18 protein-coding genes are annotated in these 18,139 nt (G+C 69.4%); 13 read left to right on the top strand and 5 right to left on the bottom strand.

What is annotated here, in order from left to right:
- Positions 1-109 precede the first annotated feature (109 nt).
- The 7 genes from AC1DVI_RS27865 (at position 110) to AC1DVI_RS27835 (ending at position 7,375) form a co-directional block, all read left to right on the top strand.
- Positions 110-1,384, top strand: a complete 1,275-nt coding sequence (locus tag AC1DVI_RS27865) for a YcaO-like family protein (protein ID WP_476960734.1) — start codon at positions 110-112, stop codon at positions 1,382-1,384.
- 28 nt (positions 1,385-1,412) lie between these two features.
- Positions 1,413-2,180: a TfuA-like protein gene (locus AC1DVI_RS27860; protein ID WP_476960733.1), complete on the top strand. Its 768-nt coding sequence runs from the start codon at positions 1,413-1,415 to the stop codon at positions 2,178-2,180.
- A 56-nt stretch (positions 2,181-2,236) separates the two neighbouring features.
- The gene (locus AC1DVI_RS27855) at positions 2,237-2,947 is read left to right on the top strand and encodes a Crp/Fnr family transcriptional regulator (protein WP_149167559.1); all 711 of its coding nucleotides are present in this window, start codon (positions 2,237-2,239) and stop codon (positions 2,945-2,947) included.
- A 104-nt stretch (positions 2,948-3,051) separates the two neighbouring features.
- Positions 3,052-3,438: a ribbon-helix-helix domain-containing protein gene (locus AC1DVI_RS27850; protein WP_476960732.1), complete on the top strand. Its 387-nt coding sequence runs from the start codon at positions 3,052-3,054 to the stop codon at positions 3,436-3,438.
- A 215-nt stretch (positions 3,439-3,653) separates the two neighbouring features.
- Entirely contained in the window at positions 3,654-5,696 is a 2,043-nt protein-coding gene (locus AC1DVI_RS27845) for an MASE3 domain-containing protein (protein WP_476960731.1), read from the top strand.
- Entirely contained in the window at positions 5,674-6,069 is a 396-nt protein-coding gene (locus AC1DVI_RS27840) for a response regulator (RefSeq protein ID WP_476960730.1), read from the top strand. The genes AC1DVI_RS27845 and AC1DVI_RS27840 overlap by 23 nt, the downstream gene beginning before the upstream one ends.
- 358 nt (positions 6,070-6,427) lie before the next feature.
- Positions 6,428-7,375 carry an NAD-dependent epimerase/dehydratase family protein gene (locus AC1DVI_RS27835; RefSeq protein WP_476960729.1) on the top strand — a complete coding sequence of 316 codons (948 nt, stop codon included), beginning with the start codon at positions 6,428-6,430 and terminating at the stop codon, positions 7,373-7,375.
- 16 nt (positions 7,376-7,391) lie between these two features.
- Here the strand turns inward: AC1DVI_RS27835 and AC1DVI_RS27830 are convergent, their stop codons facing one another.
- Positions 7,392-9,050 (bottom strand): Na/Pi cotransporter family protein, encoded by a 1,659-nt coding sequence (locus AC1DVI_RS27830; protein WP_476960747.1) that lies wholly within the window; start codon positions 9,048-9,050, stop codon positions 7,392-7,394.
- Between the two features lie 181 nt (positions 9,051-9,231).
- Positions 9,232-10,131, bottom strand: coding sequence for a DMT family transporter (locus tag AC1DVI_RS27825; RefSeq protein ID WP_476960728.1), 900 nt, complete (start codon positions 10,129-10,131; stop codon positions 9,232-9,234).
- 104 nt (positions 10,132-10,235) lie between these two features.
- Between AC1DVI_RS27825 and AC1DVI_RS27820 the strand changes: the two genes are divergently transcribed.
- From AC1DVI_RS27820 to AC1DVI_RS27805, 4 genes are all read left to right on the top strand, one after another.
- Entirely contained in the window at positions 10,236-11,111 is an 876-nt protein-coding gene (locus tag AC1DVI_RS27820) for a LysR substrate-binding domain-containing protein (RefSeq protein ID WP_476960727.1), read from the top strand.
- A 119-nt stretch (positions 11,112-11,230) separates the two neighbouring features.
- Positions 11,231-12,016 carry an HNH endonuclease family protein gene (locus AC1DVI_RS27815; RefSeq protein WP_476960726.1) on the top strand — a complete coding sequence of 262 codons (786 nt, stop codon included), beginning with the start codon at positions 11,231-11,233 and terminating at the stop codon, positions 12,014-12,016.
- Between the two features lie 144 nt (positions 12,017-12,160).
- Positions 12,161-13,846, top strand: coding sequence for a diguanylate cyclase domain-containing protein (locus AC1DVI_RS27810; RefSeq protein WP_476960725.1), 1,686 nt, complete (start codon positions 12,161-12,163; stop codon positions 13,844-13,846).
- A gap of 156 nt (positions 13,847-14,002) precedes the next feature.
- Positions 14,003-14,263 (top strand): hypothetical protein, encoded by a 261-nt coding sequence (locus AC1DVI_RS27805; protein ID WP_149167569.1) that lies wholly within the window; start codon positions 14,003-14,005, stop codon positions 14,261-14,263.
- 17 nt (positions 14,264-14,280) lie between these two features.
- Here the strand turns inward: AC1DVI_RS27805 and AC1DVI_RS27800 are convergent, their stop codons facing one another.
- From AC1DVI_RS27800 to AC1DVI_RS27790, 3 genes are all read right to left on the bottom strand, one after another.
- Positions 14,281-14,490, bottom strand: a complete 210-nt coding sequence (locus AC1DVI_RS27800; RefSeq protein ID WP_476960724.1) for a SlyX family protein — start codon at positions 14,488-14,490, stop codon at positions 14,281-14,283.
- Between the two features lie 74 nt (positions 14,491-14,564).
- Positions 14,565-14,816: a hypothetical protein gene (locus AC1DVI_RS27795; RefSeq protein ID WP_149167571.1), complete on the bottom strand. Its 252-nt coding sequence runs from the start codon at positions 14,814-14,816 to the stop codon at positions 14,565-14,567.
- The gene (locus AC1DVI_RS27790) at positions 14,816-15,244 is read right to left on the bottom strand and encodes a Fur family transcriptional regulator (RefSeq protein ID WP_035677391.1); all 429 of its coding nucleotides are present in this window, start codon (positions 15,242-15,244) and stop codon (positions 14,816-14,818) included. The genes AC1DVI_RS27795 and AC1DVI_RS27790 overlap by 1 nt, the downstream gene beginning before the upstream one ends.
- A 449-nt stretch (positions 15,245-15,693) precedes the next feature.
- On the opposite strand from AC1DVI_RS27790, the gene AC1DVI_RS27785 reads away from it, so the two are divergent.
- Both AC1DVI_RS27785 and AC1DVI_RS27780 read left to right on the top strand, forming a co-directional pair.
- Positions 15,694-16,875, top strand: coding sequence for a GNAT family N-acetyltransferase (locus AC1DVI_RS27785; protein ID WP_476960723.1), 1,182 nt, complete (start codon positions 15,694-15,696; stop codon positions 16,873-16,875).
- A gap of 47 nt (positions 16,876-16,922) precedes the next feature.
- Positions 16,923-18,131 (top strand): carboxylate--amine ligase, encoded by a 1,209-nt coding sequence (locus AC1DVI_RS27780; protein WP_476960722.1) that lies wholly within the window; start codon positions 16,923-16,925, stop codon positions 18,129-18,131.
- Positions 18,132-18,139 lie beyond the last annotated feature (8 nt).

Here is an 18,139-nt window from a genome sequence, read left to right as displayed (position 1 = left end):
TTGGCCGGCCTGCCACGGTCCCCGCCCGCTCCTTCGTCCTTCGCCGGTTTTCCGTCCGGCTCAACCACGGGCATACCAAGTCGGCATCCTACGGCGGAGACCCTCTTCCATGCCCCTCGATTTCGTCCGCGGCATCGCCCGGGACCCGGCCATGTCCGACCAGCCGCTCAAGGTCCACACCACCGGAACCCACCGGATCGCCACGCCGGACCAGACCCTGGCCCGCGTCACCCCCTTCCTTCCCGTCATGGGCATCACGCGGGTGGCGAACGTCACGGGGCTGGACAGCGTGGGCATCCCGGTCGTGATGGTGACCCGGCCGAATTCCCGCTCCATCTCCGTCGCCCAGGGCAAGGGCGTGACGCTGGCCGCCGCCAAGGCGTCGGGCGTCATGGAGTCGATCGAGAGCTACCACGCCGAACGCATCACCCTGCCCCTGAAATTCGCCAGCTACGACGAGCTGCGCTGGACCCATCGTGTGGTCGATGTCGCCCGCTTGCCGCGGCTGTCGACCAGCGCCTTCACCCCCCACACGCCGATGCTGTGGATCGAGGGCGACGACCTGCTGGGCGGCGGACGGAGGTGGGTGCCGTTCGAGACGGTGCATCTGAACTTCACGCTGCCGATGCCGCCGGGGTCCGGCTGCTTCCTCGCCGGGTCGAACGGGCTGGCCTCGGGCAACAGCCTCGCCGAGGCGACCGCGCACGCCATGACCGAACTGGTCGAGCGCGACGCCGCCACCCTGTGGCGCCTCTCCTCTCCGGAGGCCCAGGCCGCGACCCGCATCGATCCGGACAGCGTCGCCGACCCGGTCTGCCGCTCGCTGCTCGACCGCTTCGACGACGCGGGAGTCGCGGTCGGCCTGTGGGACATCACCAGCGACATCGGCCTGCCGGCCATCCTCTGCCGCATCGCGACGCGGGAGGACGCGCCGCAGCACAGCATCCGTCCGGCCATGGGCATGGGCTGCCACGCCGCGCGGGAGGTCGCTCTGTCCCGCGCCCTGACCGAAGCGGCGCAGAGCCGGCTGACCTTCATCGCCGGGGCGCGCGACGACATGCCCCGCTCCGAATACGAACGCCACCTCGACCCGGCGCAGCACGCGCGCTGGACGGCGCTGATCACCGAGGACACCGGGCGCCGTGACTTCGCTACCATCCCCAGCCTCGCCGGGCGCACCGTCGAGGAGGATCTGGCCTGCCAGCTCGCCCGGCTGCGCGCCGCCGGCATCGAGGAGGCCGTGGCGGTGGACCTGACCAAGCCGGAGTTCGGCATCGCCGTGGTCCGTCTGGTCATTCCCGGCCTGGAGGGGCTGGACTCCTCCCCGGACTACGCGATGGGCGCAAGGGCGCGCGCCGCGGCCGGCGTCTGGGATCGGGCATAGTGTCGTGAGTGCGAAGGCGGAGATTCCCATGCAGACGCCGGACGGCCTTTACGTCTTCCTCGGCCCCACCCTGCCCCGCGCCGGCGCGTCCCGGATTTTGGACGCCACCTATCTGCCGCCGGTCGCCCAGGGCGACATCATCCGGCTGTGCGAGCGCAGGCCGCGGGCGATCGGCATCGTGGACGGCTATTTCGAGAACATCCCGTCCGTCTGGCACAAGGAGATTCTGCACGCCATCCACCTGGGGGTGGCGGTGTTCGGGTCCTCCAGCATGGGCGCCCTGCGCGCCGCGGAGTTGCATCCCTTCGGCATGATCGGCGTCGGCGCGGTCTTCGAAGCCTTCCGCGACGGGCGGCTAGAGGACGACGACGAGGTGGCGGTGATCCACGGCCCAGCGGAACTCGGTTACCCCGGCCTGTCCGAAGCCATGGTGAACATCCGCCGCACCCTGGCCGACGCCGCGCAGGAGGGCGTCGTCCCCGCCGCCACGGCGCGGCGGCTGGAGGCCATCGCCAAGGCCCTGCCCTATCGGGAGCGCGGCTATGGCCGGGTGCTCCGCCTCGCCGCCGCCGAGGGGCTGCCGGAGGAGGAGCTCGCCGATTTCCGCCATTGGCTGCCCAACGGACGGATCGACCAGAAGCGGGAGGACGCGCTGGACCTGCTCCAGACCATGCGCCGCTGGGCCGCGGGCGGCGGGCGGGCGCCCGAGGCGCGGTTCCATTTCGAGCACACCGTCCTGTGGGACCGCGCCCTGCGCGACGGCGCGCCTCTCCAGGCGGCGAATCCGCTGGACTGATCGTCCGCCGGGTGCCATCAACGGTCCGACGGCACTCAACCGGGACCGCGAACGCCATGGCCTTACTGAAGGACGTCGCCGGCATCCTGCGGCGCAACCGAATGTTGGGGGTTCTCGACGACGCCCGGATGCAGGAGCTGGTCGCGCTGGGCCGGGTGTCACGGTTCAGCGAAAACCAGACCGTCTTCAGCAAGGGCGATCCCGGTGATTGCCTGTACGCCATCATGAAGGGGCAGATCGCCGTCTCGACCTCGTCCGAGGACGGCAAGACGATGCTGCTCAACATCCTGAACCCCGGCGACGTGCTGGGGGAGATCGCGCTGATCGACGGGAAGGACCGCACCGCCGGGGCGACCGCGCTGCGCCCGGCGGAACTGTTCCGCATCGACCGTCCGGAATTCATCTCCTTCCTGGAACGGCACCCCTCCCTGTGCATCCGGATGATGGGCGTGCTGTGCGAACGGTTGCGCTGGGTGTCGGAGAACATCGAGGATGCGGTCTTTCACGACGTGCCGCGCCGGCTGGCCCGGCGTATCCTGTTGCTCTGCGATACTTATGGGCAGAAGACGCCCGCCGGCTTGCGGATCAACCAGCCCGTGTCACAAGAAGCCCTGGCGGCAATGCTGGGTGTCACCCGGGAGATGGTGAACAAAAGTCTGCGTGCACTGCGCAACTCCGAGGCTATTACCTATAACAAAGGTTTTATCGTCGTCACCAATCTGTACATGCTGAAGGACATGGCGGGAGAGTCGGGTGACGTGCCGTAAGGCTGCCCTGCACGTCTGAGGAGTTTTATCGTCGCAAATTTTTTCAATCGCGCTATATTGGCTCGTGGCTTCAAACACGGCTGACATTCAAGGAATACAGGGCTATGTCGGGTCAGGATTCGCAGGCGTCCAACGCTCCATCGCCGCTGAGCGCCATCCCGCTGGTGGCGCGCACCGTCAAGCTGTTCGGGCGTCCGACGCAGCTTCGTCTGGAACCCTCCTATTGGGAAGCGTTGGACGACATCTGCCACCGGGAAGACCTGACCGTGGACGAGCTGTGCAGCGACCTCAAGGATCGCCTCGATTCGCAGTCCCGGCGGTCGCGCGGGGTTGCCGTGTCGCTCGCCAACGCGGTCCGTGTGTTCATCGTCGGCTATTACCGCAAGGCGGCGACCGAGAAAGGTCACGACCGCGCCGGCCATGGCCGCGGCGATCCCTTCGTCAGCACGCCCTTCGACCTGCCTCCGGCCCGGCCCGCCAAGGAAGGCTGAGCCCCCGGCGGCATTCCGCTGAACCGCGCGCATGCCGACAACAGGACGGTCTTCGCTCCTCGTCTGTGAGGAATTGCCGCGTCCGATTGAACGACGCAACGTCCGGCTTGCTCCGCGACGGGATTTGGTGTGTTGATCGGTCCAGCGGCATAGCCACGGTCGGCTGACCGGGGCCCCTAGGCCGCCCCTCCCGTCCACCGCGGAGCCGACCGTTCATGAGCGGGATCCAGCCGTCCGCCATCAGACCGACCCTCGCCCGCTGGCTCCGGGACCGTCCCTTCCTGTCCGGCCTTGCCGCCCTTCTGATCCTCATGGCGGTTCTGGGCACGGTGATGCTCTACAACTACCTGCTGTTCCACCTCTGCGCTGAGCTGTTCGCCGTCGCCATCTCCATGACGATCTTCACGATTGCCTGGAACACGCGCGACACCAACCAATCGCCCTTCCTCGCCTTCGTCGGCCTGTCCATGCCCGGCATCGCGTTGCTGGACCTGCTGCACGCCATTGCCTTTCCCGGCATGAACGTCATCGGCGAGGCCAATTCCAATCAGTCCACCCAGCTCTGGATTGCCGCCCGCGGCCTTCAGGCCATGGTTTTCCTGGCCGCGCCGTTGCTGATCGAGAGGCGGCTGCGCGCGGGCGACGTGCTGCTGATCCAGGCCGCGGCCGTGGCCTGCGCCCTGCTGTCGATCTTCACCTTCGCAATCATGCCGGACGGCTTCGTTCCGGGCGTTGGGCTGACCTCCTTCAAGGTGGGCGCCGAATACACGTTCAGCGCCGCGGCGGTCGTCGCCTGCCTGCTGCTGGGCCGCAAGCGTCGGCAGTTCGAGCCCAGGGTGTTCGGCCTGACCTTCGCCGGCATTGCTCTGCTGGCCCCGCAGGAGCTGATCTTCACGCTCTACACCGACCCCCACGGGGCGATGAACGCGCTGGGTCATTTCATCAAGATCCTGTCCTTCTACCTGCTGTACCGGGCGATCATCGTCACCGCCCTGCAAAACCCCTACGACCTCGCCTTCTACCGGATGCGCCGCAGCGAGGAGGCCCTGCGCGATCATCTGAGCGGGCTCGAATCGCTGATCGCCACCCGCACCGCCGAGTTGCGCGAGAGCGAGGCGCGTTGGCGGGCGCTTCTGGAATGCTCCAACGACTGGTTCTGGGAAACCGACGAGCGCGGGCGCTTCACCGCCCTGTCGCCGCGGGCACAGGAATCCACCGGGCGCGGCGGGGCGGAGCTCCTGGGCTTCACCCACGCGGATCTTCTGGACCGCAACCGTCCGGAAGAGGATTTCCCCGCCCTGGCCGAGGCCTTGCACCGAAGGGAGCCCTTCCGCCGCCTGTCTTTCCCGCTGGCCTCGCCGGGGGGAAGCGCGCGCTGGGTGATGGTCAGCGGCACGCCGCGCTATGACGGCAACGGCACCTTCCTCGGCTACCGCGGCACCACCAGCGACATCAGCGCGCGGCGCCAGTCGGCAGAAGCGGCGCGGCAGAAGCAGACCATGGCGGCGCTCGGCAGCCTCGTTGGCGGCCTTGCCCACGAGATCAACAACCTGTTGCAACCGGTCATCAGCTTGTCCGAGTTGGCCCGCGGCCGGGTCGGGGAGGACCGCAAGCTCCACGCCTATCTGAACGCCATCCACGACAGCGGGGTGAAAGCACGCACAATCATGCGCGACGTTCTCCAGTTCGCCCGCGTCGAGGTGGCCGAGTCGCCGCCGGGCAACCTGGAGGAGGCCGTGCATTCCGCCTTGGAACTCGCCGCCCCCTCGATGCCGGTGTCCGTCGAGGCACGCACGCGGCTGGAGCCCGACCTGAAGGCGGTGACGATCACCGCGACCGAACTGACCCAGATCCTTCTCAACCTGATCCAGAACGCCCGCGATGCCATGCCGCAGGGCGGCACCCTGACGATCGGCGCCCATTCCCTGAGCCTGAGGGAACGGGAGGCGTCCCGTCGCCAGCTCGGCGAAGGCGACTACGTGCGGCTGACCGTCGCCGACACCGGGACCGGGATGGACGAGGCGACGCGCCAGCGCGTGTTCGACCCCTTCTTCACCACCAAACCGGTCGGGAAAGGGACGGGGCTTGGGCTTTCGGTGGTATATGGTATCGTTAGGAACGGGGGCGGCGACATTCTGGTCGAAAGCGCTCCCGGACGCGGAACGTCCTTCATCATCGACCTGCCCACCGCCCCGACCGGCGGACCGGGCCAAACGACACATGGGATGCTGGTTCATGGCGAAGGTGCTGGTCGTTGAGGATTCGGCCGCCGTGCGGCTGGCGGTCACCGAAGTGATCGAACAGGCCGGCCACGAGGTCGTCGAGGCGGAAAACGGACGCGTCGCCATCGGTCTGCTGGACGGCGGCGCGGTCTTCGACCTGATCGTCACCGATGTGCTGATGCCCGAGGCCGACGGGGTGGAGGTCATCAAGGCCGCGCGCACCCGCAACCCCGGCGGCAAGGTGCTCGCCATGTCCGGAGGGGCGCCGAACCTGCCCGCCGGTTACGCCCTGAAGATGGCCGAGATGTTCGCGGCGGACGCCGTGCTCTACAAGCCCTTCCTGAACGAGGAGCTGCGCAAGGCCGTGGCCCGCCTGCTGTCCACGACGGGGGAGTCGGAGGCCAGCTGAAAAGGGGGCCGGCTAAAAAGGAGGCCGGTTGCCAGCGGAGCCATGTCCTCACGCTGTTGCTCCGGACACACGGCAGCACCTCCACCGCTCTCCGGCGGCCATCGGTCCCCTTGACCGAAGTTATCCACAAAATGGTGCATAAGATGGTGGATAAGGCTGTTGAACCTTCGGTCCCGCCTGCCCGCCGCAGGGGTGCCGGGAAAAGCCCTTGAATCGGCGCCGATTCGGGAGGCGCCACCCCGAACGGCCAGGAACGGCGCACCCCTTGCACCCTCCACTACCCCTAAGATGGGCTGGTTCGCTCCGCCCCCCCTCGCCACTATGAGACCATGCATTGCGATGGTGGAAAGGACGGCGGATGGCCCATTTTCTCGTGACCGGCGGCTGCGGATTCATCGGATCGCATCTGGCCGACCGGCTGATCGGCGACGGGCACCGGGTCACCATCCTGGACGACATGAGCACCGGCCGGCTGGAGAACAAGCCGCTTCTGGCGAAGCTGGTGGTCGGCGACGTCGCCGATCCGGACGCGGTCCATCAGGCGATTCAGGGGGTGGACGGCGTGTTCCACTTGGCCGCCGTCGCCTCCGTCCAGCGCTCGCGCGAATTGTGGGCGGAAACCCACCGCACCAACCTGTCGGGCACCGTCACCGTCTTCGAGGCGGCGCGCAGCGCCCGCAACGGCAACCCGGTGCCGGTGGTCTACGCCTCCTCCGCCGCGGTCTATGGCGACAACACGGCCACCCCGTTGCGCGAGGACGCCGCGACGCGCCCGCTGTCCGCCTATGGCGTGGACAAGCTGGGCTGCGAACTGCACGCCAACGTCGCTTGGGCCATCCATGGGGTGCCGACAACGGGCTTCCGCTTCTTCAACGTCTACGGGCCGCGGCAGGACCCGTCCTCCCCCTATTCCGGGGTGATCTCGATCTTCGCCCGTCGTGTGGCGCAGGGCGAGGATGTGACGATCTTCGGCGACGGCGAGCAGGTGCGCGACTTCGTGTTCGTCGGCGACGTCGTGCGCTTCCTCGTAAATGCGATGGAGATCAAGGCGATGGAGCGCCAATCCCGGGGGGCAGAGGTCTTCAACCTGTGCACCGGCCGGCCGACCTCGCTCCTGATGCTGCTTGAGGTCTTGCAGGAGCTGTGCGCCAGCCGGGTGCGCCGCCTGCATCAGCCGGCGCGGGCGGGCGACATCCGCGTGTCGATCGGCGACCCGGCCCGGCTGCGCGCCACCTTCGGCGAGGGTTGCCGGTTCGGCCTGCTGCAAGGGCTGAGCGCCACCCTGACCGGGGAGATGCCGCGGTAAACCCGCAGCCCTCTCCTTAGACGTCCCGGCTTTCCAGCCGGGGCAGCCCGACGACCTTCAGGCGGCTTTCGCGGAGTTCCCCCACCTGATCGAGGATCGGCAAGGCGACCGCGGCGACATGGGCGTTGATGCGTTTCAGGTCGCGCAGGATGTCCAGCACCAGGGCACTGGTTTCGATGCTGGCGGCGTCGCCGCGGCGCACGCGGTCGAGGTGGCGGGCGGTGGCGGTGCGCTCCAGCGCCCGCACCGCGTCCTTGCCGGCGACGAGTTGCCGGGCCAGCCGCCGGTCCTCGCCGATCAGGATGCCGAGTGCCGTGCGCAGGTTCTCCACCGTGCGGCGGTGCAGCTCCTCCACCTCCCGGAAATCCTCCGGCGCGAAATGCAGGTGGTGGCGGATCCGCTTGGCGGCGAGTTCCATCAGGCTCTTGTCGATGATGTCGCCGATGTGCTCCAGGTTGATGGCGAAGGCCATGAGGTCGTCGACCCGCCGGGTCTCCTCGGCGTCGAGATGGCGGCGCCCCAGCTTGGCGAGGTAGAGCTTGATGGCGGTGTGCAGCCGGTCCACCCGGTCGTCGGCGCGGCTGACCTCGGCGATCGGGCGCTCGTCGTTCTGGCGCAGGGCGGTCAGGCTGCGGCACAGCATGTCCTCCACCAGATCGCCCAGCCGCAAGGTCTCACGCACCGCACCGGCGATGGCGACGGTGGGCGTTTCCAACGCCGATTCATCGAGATGCCGGGGCGTCGCCGCGTCCTCGCCCGCATCCTCCGGTTCGGGCAGCAACCGTTCGGTCAGCCGGGCGAGCGGCGTCACCAGCGGCAGGAAGAGCAGGGCCAGCGCCGCGTTGAAGGCGACATGCGCGCTGACCACCGCCGTCAGCGGGGCCATCCCGGCCAGGAACGACGACGCCATCGGCACCAGCGGCAGAGCCAAAAGCGACCCGCACACCCGGACCAGCAGGTTGCCCAGCGGCACCCGCCGCGCCGCCGCCCCGTCCGCCGACGTGGCCAGCACCGCCGGGACGGCGCCGCCCAGATTGGCGCCCAGGACCAGCGCCGCCGCCGTCTCGGTCCCGATCACCCCCGCCCCGGCCAGGGACCCCGCCAGCATCACCGTGGCGAGGCTGGAATGCACCGCCGCGGTCAGCGCCGCCGCGACGATCAGGGCGAACAGCGGTTCGCCGCCCAACGCCTCCAACATCGCCTGGACCAGCGCCGATTCCCGGATCGGCAGGGTGGCCGCACCGAGCAGCTTCAGGGCCAGCAGCATCAGCCCGATGCCGACCAGGATGCGGGCCAGCGCCCGCCGCCCGCGATGCTCGCCGCCCAGCGCGTGCAGCGCCCCGCCCATCAGCAGCAGGCTGGGCGACAGCCAGTGCAGGTCGATGGCGAGCAGCCGGGCGACGAGGCTCGTCCCGACGTCGGCGCCCAGCATCACCGCCAGCGCCATGGACGTGGTCATGAACCCTTGCCCGGCCATCGAGGCGGTCATCAGGGCCGTCGCCGTGCTGCTCTGCACCGCGATGGTGGCGGCGACGCCGGCCAGGAAGGCGGCCAGCCGGTTGCGCGTGCCATAGCCGACCCAGCGGCGAACCGCCGCCCCGCCCCACCGGAAGACGCCCGTCCGCACCAGCCGCAGCGCCCACAGCAGCAGCGCCACGGCGCCGAGGATGTCGATCAGGACCAGGGTGGGCGAGACGGCGGCAATTGAGCCGGCAGCGGTCGTGATGGCGGGCCTCCCGGCGTGTGGGCCTCAACAACAGGACGATGGAGAGTGGGACGTCATGAAAACGTAACAATCGCAGGGCGCAACCTGATCCCCCGCGAAAGGCGTATCCCTTTTTGCCAGGACGCGGCCCTCACCCCCGCGTCACCAGCCAAATGCCCAGCGCCACCGGCAGGATGCCGAGCAGGTCCCAGGGCTGCACCGTCTCGCCCAGCAGCGCCCAGCCGAACAGCATGCCCAGAGGCGGCATCAGGAAGTGATAGGCGCTGGCCTCCGTGGCGCTCGTCCGCTGCAGCAGGCGGAACCACAGCAGGTAGCCGCCGATCGACACCACCAGCGCCTGATAGACCAGCGACCCGGCGAAGCTGGCGGTCAGCCGGATCGACCCGGCGTCCTCCATCAGCAGCCCGATGGGCAGCAGCGCCAGCCCCGCCGCCAGCACCTGCACCCCGGTGCCGGCGAGCAGCCCCGTCCGCGGCGCCAGCCGCTTGAACAGCAGCGTCCCCGCCGACAGCGCCACCAGCGCGCCGACCGCCAGCGCCATGCCCAGCGGCGCGTCCGTCCCGCTGCCCAGCCGCCCGCGGACCACCAGCGCCACCCCGGCCACCCCCAGCGCCAGCCCCAGCGCCTTGCGCCGGTTCATCGCCTCGCCGAGCAGCAGGGCGGCCAGCGCCGCGGTCAGCACCGGGTTCGCACTGACGATCAGCGCCGTCAGGCCGGAGGACACGTAGGTCATGCCGCTGTAGCTCAAGCCCAGATAGAGCGCGTGGTTGAGCAGGCCGAGCAGCGCCAGCAAGCCGAGGGTCCGTCCGGCCATTCCCCGATACTCGCCCCGCCACGCCGCGACGGCGGCCAACAGCGCCCCGGCGATCAGGAAGCGGAAGGCCAGCAGCAGCAGCGGCGGGCAGTCGGCCAGCCCGATCTTGCCGGCGGCGAAGGCCGAACTCCAGGCGAGGCAGAAGGGCACGACCAGGGCGAGCGGCGCCGCCCGGGGGTCGGTCAGGGGCAAGGAATGCGTAGCGGCGTGCGTCATGGCCGGTCCTCTCCCATGCGGAAGGCTGTGCGTTGGAGAAAGGATGGCGCGGGGCCTTTCCATTTGGAAATTGGATGATATCATCCATTGCATTCGAAATCTGAATGGTCAGTCCGATGCGCGAGATGGATCTGGGCCTGCTGCGCACCTTCGTCTCCGTGGTGGACGCCGGCGGCTTCACCCGGGCCGGCGAGCGGGTGCACAAGACGCAATCGACGGTCAGCCAGCAGATCCGCCGGCTGGAGGAGCAGGTCGGGCTGCCGCTCCTCGACCGCAACAGCCGCGCCGTCGCGCTGACCGACGACGGCGAGCGGCTGCTCGGCTACGCCCGCCGCCTCCTGGCGCTGAACGACGAGGCGAACGCCGTGCTGTCCGGGCACTCGGCGGCGGAGGTGGTGCGGCTGGGTGTGCCGGAGGATTACGCGGTGGAGCGGCTGCCCCGCCTGCTCGCCGACTTCGCGCGGGCGAACCGGCGGCTGCGTCTGGACGTGCGCTGCGACCTGTCGGTGCGGCTGCGCGCCGACGTGGAGTGCGGCGACCTCGACATCGCCCTGGTCAAGCAGGAACCTGGCCGCCCCGGCGCGCTGCGCGCCTGGCGGGAGCCGCTCTGTTGGGTCGGGCCGGTGGCGGAGGACCTGCACCGCGAAGACCCGCTGCCACTGGTGTTGTTCCCGCAGGGCTGCGTCTACCGCAACCGCGCGGTGCATGAACTGGAGCGCGCCGGGCGGCGCTGGCGGGTGGCCTATTCCAGCCCCAACCACGCCGGGGTGCGCGCCGCAGTGTCCGGCGGGCTGGGCGTCAGCGTGCTTCCCCACAGCGCCCTGCCAACCGGCGCCCGCTTCCTCGGCGTGGCGGACGGCTTGCCCGCGCTGCCGGAAACGGAACTGGCGCTGCTGACCGGAAGCACGGCGCGGGGTGCCGGGGTGGAGATGGTCACCGGCCTGCTGATGGAGAGCCTTCCGGAGCCGGTGTGGGCGTGACGGGGCTGCCCGACACAACCACTCCTCTCGCACCGTTGCACCACATCCCCAAAGCGCCATAGAACAGCCCAGGAACCATATCCAGGTATGGCGAAGAACAGGGTTGAGGGACCGAGGGCATGGCGCGACGGAGAAGCGGAGCACCGCGGGGCGGCCGGAAGGGCCGCCCGCTGACGCTGGGCGGGCTGATCGCCGTTCTGCTGGTGCTGGCCGCGGTCTATGCGGCGGAGCGCTTCCACCTCGTCCCGCCCGGCACGCTGGATTCCATCTTCGGGGGGGAGGAGACCCAGCGCCAACGGCCTATCCCCCGCCCTGTTCCGGACGCCAGCATCGACTACGCCGCGGTCGCCGCCCAGCTCGACCGCATCCGGGTGGAGGAGGAGCGCCGCCGCGGCTATGTGCGGGACGAGTGGCCGCACTGGCTGACCCTCGACGCCAAGTGCCTGAACACGCGCGAACAGGTGCTGATCCGTGATTCCGCGAAGCCGGCGAAGCTGTCCGCCAACGGCTGCTCCGTGCAGTCCGGCGTGTGGAACGACCCCTACACCGGCGAGACTTTCACCGAGCCGAAGCAGGTGGACATCGACCACCGCGTGCCGCTGGAGGAAGCCTACGCCAGCGGCGGCTACGACTGGCCGCGCGAGAAGCGCGCCGCCTACGCCAACGACCTGAGCGACCCGCTGACCCTCGTCACCGTCTCGGCGGCGGCCAACCGCGCCAAGGGGTCGAAGGGGCCGGAGGACTGGCTGCCGCCGCGCGAGGAATACATCTGCGCCTATGTGGCGGGCTGGATCGCCGTGAAGGCGCGCTGGGAGCTGACCATGGACGAGCGGGAGCGTGTCACCGTCGGCAACATCCTGTCCGACTGCCGCCGCACCGCCGTTGGGAGCCGGCCGGCCCGCTGACCGCCCTTCCCACAAATTCATACGCTGGTATGCCTCGTCCGCAGCCAATGTCACTTTTGAAACCTGGCCGAACTTGATAGAACTTTCGTATGCGGTCTTCCTGGAGGAACGGCGGCGGGGTGTTGAAGGGAGTGGCCGGACGTCATGGCGAGGGAACGCGGTCTGCGGACGACGGTGGCTCTGACCGGCGCCGTTCTGGTCCTTGGCGTCTCCGTCGTGCTGGCGGCACTGACCGGCCTGCGTTCCCGCGAGCGGATCGAGAGCGAGATCGGACACTCGCTCGCGGAGGCCGCCCACAACATGGCCGACCGGCTGGACCGCTCCATGTGGTCGCGCGCCAGCGAGATCGGCATGCTGGCCAAGCTCGGCATCACCCCCGCCATCGACGATCCGGCCCGGCTGCGCTGGCTGCTGGAGCAGTTCCAGGAGTTCTTCCCGACCGTCTCCTGGATGGGCGTGACCGACACCAAGGGCAAGGTCCTGGCCGCGACCGGCGGCTTGCTGGACGGCGTGGACATTTCCAAGCGCCCGGTCTTCCAGAATGGACAGAAAACGCAGTTCGTCGGCGACGTGCACGACGCGGTGATGCTGGCCTTCCTGCTGCCGAACCCGACGGGCGAGGCCATGAAGTTCGTCGACATCTCCACCCCCGTGCACAACGGGCAGGGCGAGGTCGTCGGCGTGCTGGCCACGCATCTGAGCTGGGAATGGACGCGCGAGATCCGCCGCTCCCTGATGGACACCATGCGGGGCCGCGCGGAGCTGGAACTGATCGTGGTCGCGGCGGACCGCACGGTGCTGCTCGGCCCCCGCGAGCTGCTCGGCACTCCCCTCGACATCGAGGCGGTGCGGAGCGCGCAGAAGAACGAGAGCGGCTGGATCGTCGAACGCTGGCCGGACGGGCAGCGCTATTTGACCGGCTACGCCTACGGTGACGGCCACCTGAATTATCCGGGCCTGGGCTGGAGCGTGGTCGCCCGCCAACCGCTGAAGACCGCCTACGCTCCGGCCGCTGCCCAGATGGCGGAGACGGTGCTGGCCGGCGGGGCCATGGTGGTGCTGTTCAGCACGCTCGGCTGGCTGGCCGCCGGGCGGGTCACCCGGCCGCTGCGCCGCATCGCCCAGGCGGCGGAGCGCATCCGCAGCGGCGAACGTGGGGCGGAAATGCCCGTGCTGGGCGGCAGCGCCGAGATCACCTCGCTGTCGGCGACGCTGCGCGATCTGGTGGACGGGCTGACCCACCGCGACGCCGCCCTGGTGCGGCTGGAGGACATCGCCTATCAGGACCGGCTGACCGGCCTGCCGAATCGCCGCTACTTTGAACAGTATGTGGAGGCCACGACCGCCGGCAACGGCTCCGCAGCCTTCCTCTACATCGATCTGGACGGCTTCAAGCCGGTGAACGACCGGCTGGGCCACGATGCGGGCGACCTCGTGCTGAGTCAGGTGGGGGAACGCCTGGCCGCCTGCTTCCGGGGCGACGACGTGGTGGCCCGGCTGGGCGGCGACGAGTTCGCGGCGGTGCTGCCCCAGCGCGCCGGCGCCGAACCTCCGGACCTGGACGGGCTGGCCCGCCGCATCATCGAGGCGGTGAACGAACCCGTCAGCATCCAGGGCGAGGCGGTGCGGGTCGGCTGCTCCCTGGGCATCGCCCTGTGGCCGGAGGACTCGCCCGACGTGGCGGAAACCCTGCGCCGTGCCGACCAAGCGCTCTATCAGGCCAAGCGCGCGGGCCGCAACCGCGGCATCCGCTGGACGCCCGACCTGCCGCCCTCCCCCGCCGAGAGCCAGGGCATAGCCACCGAGGCGACGAAGACCTCGGCGTCCTAGGCCTCGCGGCCAAGCCCCTGCCAAGCGGGGAACCGCGTCCGGCGGGCCTCCGGCCAGCGGTGGGTAAGGCCGTTGCACGCTGGAGCCTTGGCCCGTTTCTGCCGTTTCATGTCCATCGGAGCACGACTCGGACGGCCATGGCGGGAGATTTGGAAGATGAGCCTCGACACCAAGGGACAGCGGGCCCGCATGCTGCGTCTGCTCGCCGTCGTCGAGCATTACGAGCGCAACAGCGCGGCCGGCGCGCAGTTGATGCGGGGCACGCGTTACGAACTGGCCGTGCAGGCCACCGACGTGAACGGCGACCGCTGCCGGTTTCCCGCCTGCAACTGCGCCCAGGCCGACTGCTCGCGCCAGCCGCCCGCCGGCCCGCAACTCAGCTGGTGCGGCCCGCGCGGCGGCTGGAAGATGCGCTGACGGTCCACACGGGATGATCAGTAGTGGGGAGGGGGCGGCTCGTCCTGCGGCGCGCGAGGCATTCCGGACTCCAGCTCCGCCACCCGATCGCGCAGACGGCGCATCTGCGCCGTCATGAGGTCGATGGTCCGCCCCTGCTCGAACAGGACGGCGGACATCTCCTCGGCCATGCGCTCGTGATGGGCGAGACGGGTTTCCAACTCGGTCAGGCGGTTTTCGGCGTCCATGAATGGCCCTGTGGATCGCGGAAGGAACAGACCTTTAGAACCGCTCCGCTCGCCAAGGCAAGTTCAATGCTGCATCAATGCAGCCGGTCCCCAGCGATCACCCAGCGTTCGACGATCTGAAGCGCCTGCGGCACGTCCAGTTCCGGATGGTGCCAGCGCAGAACCACCGTGGCGGCCTCCAGCGCATGCCGGTCGGGGCGCCCGCAATCGACCAGTTCGCGGTAGGCCCGCTCCACCACCGGGCGACAGCCGCAGACCGCCGCCTCGCAGGCGGCGAAACGCTCCGCCGGATCGTGGTCCGGCCCGGTTCTCCGCTCCGCCGCCATCAGGCCGTCTCCGGGCCTTTGCGTTGGATGCGGCGCCCGAAGATCTCCAGCCGCTGCCCGATCATGTCAAAGCCGAGATGGCGGGCGATGCGGGTGACGGCAGCCTCCAACTCCGGGTCCTGGAATTCCACCACCTCGCCGGTCTCTATGTCGATCAGGTGATGGTGGTGGTCGCCGCGCGCCTCCTCGTAGCGAGCTCGCCCATCGCCGAAATCGTGGCGCTGGATGATCCCGATTTCCTCAAACAGCCGCATCGAGCGATAGACGGTCGCCAAGCTGATCCCGGCGTCGATCGCCGCCGCGCGACGGTAGACCTCCTCCACATCAGGGTGATCGGCGGCTTCCGACAGGACGCGGGCGATGATCCGGCGCTGGCCGGTCATCTTCAACCCCCGCTCGGCGCAGGCGCGTTCCAGGCGCGACGGCAGGGCTTCTTCGGGCGTGGTCACGGGGCCGGTCCTTTCCGATGCCTAACCCATGGAATCAAGAGATGGAGAGGAAAGCCCAAAAGGACAACCGACATCCGCAAGACCTGGACGAATGGCCAGAACGAATGGACGGAACAAATGACCGACCCCCAGCCCATGGCATCGGGCGGAAGGGCTTCCAGGGGCAGACGGACATCCCCTTCTCGCAGCCGCATCACCGCCCGATACCCCGGATGACCCGGACGGGTTCCCCCACCGGGACGCAGCAACCCACCTTCCGCCACCGCGTTTTTCGTCACAGTCGTCCGTACATGATGCAGACGCCGGAGCACAGGATAGATCGGATGATATCAAAGTTTTCGAGATGTCGATCCAATCCTATTTTCTGCAGGTAGACATTCGAAGCCGCCCCTTCGTCAACATTCCCCGGGAAGACCGAGCCCATGGACATGAGGACTCTTGTTGAGGACGACGGCGACACCATCGACATCACCTTGCAGCCTCTGGAATATCCCAGAAAATTTGAGAAGATTTGGATTGATCTGGAGCGGCGGGCCGACGGATCCTTTTTCCTGAGCTGGCAGTGGATCGGCAACTGGCTGGCCTCCCTGCCCCATGGCACGCGGCCCCACGCCCTGGTGGCGCGGCGCGGCGGGCAGGTGGTCGGGCTGGCGCTCCTCTGCCCGCGGACGCAGTGGCGCTTCGGCCTGCTGCGCACGCGCTGCTGGCTGCTGCACGAGACCGGGGAGCGGACCTTCGACCGGCTGTTCGTGGAGTACAACGGCATCCTCGCGGACCGGAATTGCGCCGACGCGGTGCTGGCCGCCTGCTTCGACTGGCTGGGGCGCCGCCTGACCAACTGGGACGAGCTGGTGCTGGGCGGGCTGGAGCCTCAGGCGGAAGCGGCCGTGCGGCTGGCCGCGGCCCGACAGGGCCATGCGCTGCAGGTCCGGGTCGCCGACAGCTGCCAATGGGTCGACCTGGAGGGCGTGCGGCGGCAGGGCGCGGGCTACCTCGCCAGCCTCGGCAAGAACACCCGCGCCGCGGTGCGCCGGGCCATGCGGCTCTATGCCGAGCGCGGCCCTCTGACCTACCGCGTCGCCGCGACGGCGGACGAGGCGCTGGAGGACTTCCACGCCATGGAGATCCTGCATCAGGCGAGTTGGAACGCCCGCGGCCAGTCCGGCGCCTTCTCCAACCCGGCCTTCCGCCCCTTCCATGAGCGGCTGATCGCCGGCGGCGTGCCGGCGGGGACGGTCCGGCTGTGCCGGGTCAGCGCCGGGGACACGGTCATCGGCTATCTCTACAACTTCGTCCATCGCGGGCGGGTGATGAACTACCAGGGCGGTTTCGCCTACGAGGCCGACAACCGGCTGAAGCCCGGTCTGGTCGCCCACGTCCTGGCCATCGAGGACACGCTGGCCCGCGGCGAGGACTGCTACGACTTCATGTCCACCCCGGCGGGGCACAAGCCGCTGCTGTCCAACACCGAACAGCCGATGAACTGGATCGCGCTCGGCCCCGACCGGCTGAGCCGCCAGCTCGACACCCGCCTGCGCCGCGTCAAGGCGGGTTTGGCCGACCGGATGAGGCGGCTGATCCGCAGCCCGCTTCCCCTGATGAACCGCTGAAGACGCAACCGCAGGGCCGCCGACGGGGCGGTTGGAGGATGCCGAGAATGAAGAACACCCCCGCCGCCGCCAAAGCCGCCCCCGCCAACTCCGCCTTGGCCTGCGTGATGGGCGACATGGACATGGTGCGCCCGCTCGGGCTGGCCGGGCTGCGCTGCGCCGTGGTCACCCATCCCGGCGCCGCCGCCCTGCACTCCCGCTTCACCAGGGACGCCATCCTGTGGGACGACCCGGCGCACAACCCGGACGGGCTGGTCGAGGTGATGTTGGCCTTCGCCAAGGACCAGCCGGACAAGCCGGTCCTCTATTTCCAGGACGACACCCAGCTCCTGCTCGTCTCGCGCAACCGTGACCGGCTGGCCGAGGGGTTCCGCTTCGCCATCGCCGACGCCGAGTTGGTCGAGGATCTGGTGGACAAGGGCCGCTTCCAGGCGCTGGCCGAGCGGCTGAACCTGCCCGTCCCGGCGACCCGCCGCCTTTATCCGACCCGCGAGGCCGCGCCCGACGTGGTGGACCTGCGCTTTCCCCTGATCGTCAAGCCGCTGACCCGCCGCCGGGTGTGGGACGAGGCGGACGGCTTCGCCAAGGCCATCCAGGTCGATTCCGCGGACGAGCTGCGCGCCCTGTGGCCGCGGCTGGCGGCGGTCGGGCTGGACCTGCTGGTGCAGGAGATGATCCCCGGTCCGGAGACCCGGATCGAGAGCTACCACGTCTATGTCGACGAGCGCGGCGGCGTGGCCGGGGAGTTCACGGGGGCCAAGATCCGCACCTACCCGCTGGCCTACGGGCACAGCACCGCCCTGACCATCACCGACGCGCCGGACGTGGCGGCGCTGGGCCGCTCGCTGACCGAACGGCTGGGGCTGCGCGGCGTCGCCAAGTTCGACTTCAAGCGCGCCCCGGACGGTGCGCTGCACCTGCTGGAGGTCAACCCGCGCTTCAACCTGTGGCACCATCTGGGGGCGGTGGCCGGGGTGAACCTGCCGGCGCTGGTCCATGCCGACCAACTCGGCCTGCCGCGCCCGGCGGTGGGCAAGGCGCGGGCCGGGGCACGCTGGTGCCACATCACCAAGGACCGGCTGGCCGCCAAGGACAGCGGCCTGTCGATGGCCGCGTGGCTGCCCTGGGTGCTGGGCTGCGAGGCCAAGGCCATCGCGCTCGACGACCCCATGCCCTTCCTTCACAACCAGCTCGCCCGTTTCCTGCCGTCGCGCTCGCACCACGACGCGCCCGACGGCGCGATGAAGGCGCAATGAGGGTGCCG

It is taken from the genome of Azospirillum sp. P4_B5 (assembly GCF_056402275.1).
The sequence above is the reverse complement of the archived record's forward strand: the minus strand, read 5'-3'. Positions and strand labels throughout refer to the sequence as shown.

Excerpts from the sequence above, each read along its gene's own strand:
- AC1DVI_RS27865 (WP_476960734.1), top strand. The coding sequence starts at position 110 with ATGCCCCTCGATTTCGTCCGCGGCATCGCCCGGGACCCGGCCATGTCC.
- AC1DVI_RS27860 (WP_476960733.1), top strand. The coding sequence starts at position 1,413 with ATGCAGACGCCGGACGGCCTTTACGTCTTCCTCGGCCCCACCCTGCCC.
- AC1DVI_RS27855 (WP_149167559.1), top strand. The coding sequence starts at position 2,237 with ATGGCCTTACTGAAGGACGTCGCCGGCATCCTGCGGCGCAACCGAATG.
- AC1DVI_RS27850 (WP_476960732.1), top strand. The coding sequence starts at position 3,052 with ATGTCGGGTCAGGATTCGCAGGCGTCCAACGCTCCATCGCCGCTGAGC.
- AC1DVI_RS27845 (WP_476960731.1), top strand. The coding sequence starts at position 3,654 with ATGAGCGGGATCCAGCCGTCCGCCATCAGACCGACCCTCGCCCGCTGG.
- AC1DVI_RS27840 (WP_476960730.1), top strand. The coding sequence starts at position 5,674 with ATGGCGAAGGTGCTGGTCGTTGAGGATTCGGCCGCCGTGCGGCTGGCG.
- AC1DVI_RS27835 (WP_476960729.1), top strand. The coding sequence starts at position 6,428 with ATGGCCCATTTTCTCGTGACCGGCGGCTGCGGATTCATCGGATCGCAT.
- AC1DVI_RS27825 (WP_476960728.1), bottom strand. The coding sequence starts at position 10,131 with ATGACGCACGCCGCTACGCATTCCTTGCCCCTGACCGACCCCCGGGCG.
- AC1DVI_RS27820 (WP_476960727.1), top strand. The coding sequence starts at position 10,236 with ATGGTCAGTCCGATGCGCGAGATGGATCTGGGCCTGCTGCGCACCTTC.
- AC1DVI_RS27815 (WP_476960726.1), top strand. The coding sequence starts at position 11,231 with ATGGCGCGACGGAGAAGCGGAGCACCGCGGGGCGGCCGGAAGGGCCGC.
- AC1DVI_RS27810 (WP_476960725.1), top strand. The coding sequence starts at position 12,161 with ATGGCGAGGGAACGCGGTCTGCGGACGACGGTGGCTCTGACCGGCGCC.
- AC1DVI_RS27805 (WP_149167569.1), top strand. The coding sequence starts at position 14,003 with ATGAGCCTCGACACCAAGGGACAGCGGGCCCGCATGCTGCGTCTGCTC.
- AC1DVI_RS27800 (WP_476960724.1), bottom strand. The coding sequence starts at position 14,490 with ATGGACGCCGAAAACCGCCTGACCGAGTTGGAAACCCGTCTCGCCCAT.
- AC1DVI_RS27795 (WP_149167571.1), bottom strand. The coding sequence starts at position 14,816 with ATGGCGGCGGAGCGGAGAACCGGGCCGGACCACGATCCGGCGGAGCGT.
- AC1DVI_RS27785 (WP_476960723.1), top strand. The coding sequence starts at position 15,694 with ATGAGGACTCTTGTTGAGGACGACGGCGACACCATCGACATCACCTTG.
- AC1DVI_RS27780 (WP_476960722.1), top strand. The coding sequence starts at position 16,923 with ATGAAGAACACCCCCGCCGCCGCCAAAGCCGCCCCCGCCAACTCCGCC.